At 67.2% G+C, this 2862-nt stretch carries 3 protein-coding genes; all 3 read right to left on the bottom strand.

Going from position 1 to position 2862, the window contains the following annotated elements:
• Positions 1–287: 287 nt before the first annotated feature.
• Positions 288–749 (bottom strand): VOC family protein, encoded by a 462-nt coding sequence (locus Ari01nite_RS50775; RefSeq protein ID WP_239163709.1) that lies wholly within the window; start codon positions 747–749, stop codon positions 288–290.
• Positions 750–1121: 372 nt separating this feature from the next.
• Complete coding sequence (locus Ari01nite_RS49295) at positions 1122–1736, bottom strand: tyrosine-protein phosphatase (RefSeq protein WP_203791666.1); 615 nt, start codon at positions 1734–1736, stop codon at positions 1122–1124.
• Between the two features lie 96 nt (positions 1737–1832).
• A complete protein-coding gene (locus tag Ari01nite_RS49290; protein WP_203791664.1) occupies positions 1833–2573 on the bottom strand; it encodes a class I SAM-dependent methyltransferase in 741 nt (246 codons plus the stop codon).
• Positions 2574–2862: the final 289 nt, after the last annotated feature.

Below are 2862 nucleotides of genomic sequence, written 5' to 3'. Positions count from 1 at the left end.
TGCCGCTGATAAGTGCGACACGAGTCGCACGCCTTGAGTGGTGGCGTCGATGGGAGGTTCGACTTGATGTGGAAGACGTGACTTCGGACTGTGTCTGGGACAGATCCCCGCCTTTGGCGTGCGTTTGCCGCCGCCTTGCTTGACTCCGGCGACGCTCGTTCGCGGGACGCCGTCGTTATCCGAGGGCATCCCCGCGTCGCGCTGCCCGTCAGGGGCGCGATGGCCGGCCGGGGCGCCAAAGCCGCCGCCTGCCGGCGCAGAAGCGAGGTGAACCGCGACGCCGCTGGTCAGTCCAGGCAGAACTCGTTGCCTTCCGGGTCGGTCATCACGACGCAGCCGAGGTTGAACGGAGGAGTGGGCTCGTGGAGCCGCATCCGGGTGGCGCCGAGCTTGACCAGCCGGTCGGATTCGGCGAGCAATGCCGCCCACCGCTCGTCGCCCTGTAGGCCGGGGGCGGCCCGGATGTCGAGGTGCAGGCGGTTCTTGGCCACCTTGCCCTCGGGTACCTTCTGGAAGAACAGTCGCGGCCCCTGCCCGTCGGGGTCCACGAGGGCCGATCGGCCGTTGCGCTCCTCCTCCGGCACGCCGGCGCGATCGAGAAACTCCGCCCACGCGGCCAATGGGTCGGCGCCGGGAGCCAGCGTGACGCCGGGCGGCCCGGGGTATTCGTAGCCGAGGGCGTCGCGCCAGAAGGCGGACACCGCCGCCGGGTCGTGAGCGTCGAAGGTGACTTGGATGCGCTTGCTCACCGGTGTTCTCCAATCAAACGCTGCTGCGGCCACCACCCTGGCACACCCGGCGGACAGGATCGGTCCGCTATCTGCGGCAATCTGGCAATGCCTGGTGGTGGGACGCCGCCGTGGGATCGGTCGCCTCTTTAAGTCCGACGGATCCGGCGATCCGCTGCTGGTAGATCTCCGGGCGGCCGGATTCCACGGGGATGCACCAGCGTCCGTTGGGACCGCGCCGTGCGGGTACCTGCCCGAGGCGAAGCCCGTTATAGACGGCGTCGGCGGGGATGCGTCGGCTGGGATTGCCCAGTTCGGCGGCGGCCTGCACTGACATGCCGCTGTCATGGCGCGACGACCGTTTGCGGAGCTAGTCCGGCGAGCTTCCATCTGTTATGTGAGCCGAGCTTGTACTGCGGCCAGCTGGGCCGGCGTGACACCAGAATCGATCAGGTAATTTGCGACACCGCCGTACCCTGTTTCCAGGTGGTTCAGGGTGTTGACCATCGTGACGGGGGTGCTGCCCTTGCTGAGGGCGTAATCGGCGGCGATCGTGTCCACGGAGGCGCCGGCGATGCGTAGCGCGAGTGCCACTACCAGACCTGTTCGATCACGGCCTGCATGACAATGCAGGACGACGGCGCCAGGCGGCGCCTCGGCGATCGTAATAAGCGCGGCAGCTAGGCGGTCCTTGCTGGCATCTACCATTAGCCGATAACTGTCCGACGGTATGTCCTCGTCGCCGGTCGGATCGAAGCAAGCAGGGACCAGCCGATAGCGGTCGTCGGCCGCCAGCGGGCTCGGATATTTCAGCGCCTCCCACGTCCAGCGAAGGTCGATGATCCGGCTGACGCCGTAGGACCGCATGGCGGTGAGGCCGGCTGGTTCGAGCCGGCCGTGGTTATCGGTACGGACCAAAGACCGCTCGCGAATCTGCCCGCCGCCGGACGTGGCGATACCTCCGAGATCTCGGGCGTTGCACAGGTCAGGCCAGCGAAGTCGGGGCATCGCGCGACACCATCTCCATTCATCGGCGCGGACACCTGGCCGCGGACCGGTCGCTACGACACCGTCACGGTGGCCTGGGTCTGCGTTCGGATGTGCTTATGGGGCACGTCGCAGCACCAGCAGATCGAGTGCGTCAACAACCGGCCCGGACTGCGTCCTCGCCGCTTCACGCAGCCGGGTGATGCCAGCGGCGTACGCCTCGTCACTGATCAGCCGCAGGGGGGTGTGAGCCTCGCGTTGGAGGCTGGCGGCTGCCTCAGCAACCGACCGAGCGGTCACCTGCGGAACCGGCTCGCACCACGCGGTGGTAAATCCGGCGACCGCGAAAGCCGTCTCGACGCCCTCAATACTCGGATACCGGTCGAGCACCGCGACCGCCTCGGGGAACCAGTGGAACAGGCTGATCGCCTCGTGTCGGCCAGCGAACGCGGATCGGATCAGAACCGGGGCACCAGGCCTGAGCACCCGGCGGATCTCCCGGGCGGCAGCGATCAGGTCGGGAACGTGATGAACCACGGTCGACAGCCACACCCCGTCGAGGCTTGCGTCCGCGAACGGTATGTCGTCGGCGGCTCCGGGCAGGACGGGCTGGAACACGGCACGCTCGCGCATGGCGGCGGCGGGCTCTACCGCCACCACGTCGATGTCGGGCCACCAGGTGCGGAACGCTCGGGCCCAGCTGCCGGTGCCGCAGCCGAGGTCGAGCAGGCGTGCCCCCGGCCGGGGATCGAGGTAACGGCTGATCGCCGCACGCCAGGCAGCGAGATCGTCGTCGCCCAAGTGCCGGGTCGCCTGGAAAGCGGCAGCCGCTGCCTTGTCATACGAGATCAGAGCCATGCGTTGACCCCACCCGCCGTGCTGGCACGGGAGCAAGACGAAGTGCTCCGGTTCACACTGGCCACAGCCCCTTCACGCCAGCGGTCTGCCCGTTTGCAGATGCGAACACCTACCATCGATCACGCTCAGCCAACCGGTGGATGGGCCGTCACCTTCCCTCGTCGCGTTCTGTCAGTGACACGTTCGATGTGTACGCGATGGCACTTCAAAAAATCGAATACGGTTCGAACCGCTTGTGAAACACCCAGAGTGCATTGACGCGACATCTTAACCATCCGGATCTGCCGCC

Origin of the sequence: Paractinoplanes rishiriensis, from assembly GCF_016862375.1 — a bacterium.
GTDB lineage: Bacteria > Actinomycetota > Actinomycetes > Mycobacteriales > Micromonosporaceae > Actinoplanes > Actinoplanes rishiriensis.
Note: the sequence above shows the minus strand (reverse complement) of the source record. Positions and strands in the feature narration are given on the sequence as shown.

Coding starts and splice junctions, on each gene's coding strand:
- Ari01nite_RS49295 (WP_203791666.1), bottom strand. CDS start 1,736: ATGCCCCGACTTCGCTGGCCTGACCTGTGCAACGCCCGAGATCTCGGA.
- Ari01nite_RS49290 (WP_203791664.1), bottom strand. CDS start 2,573: ATGGCTCTGATCTCGTATGACAAGGCAGCGGCTGCCGCTTTCCAGGCG.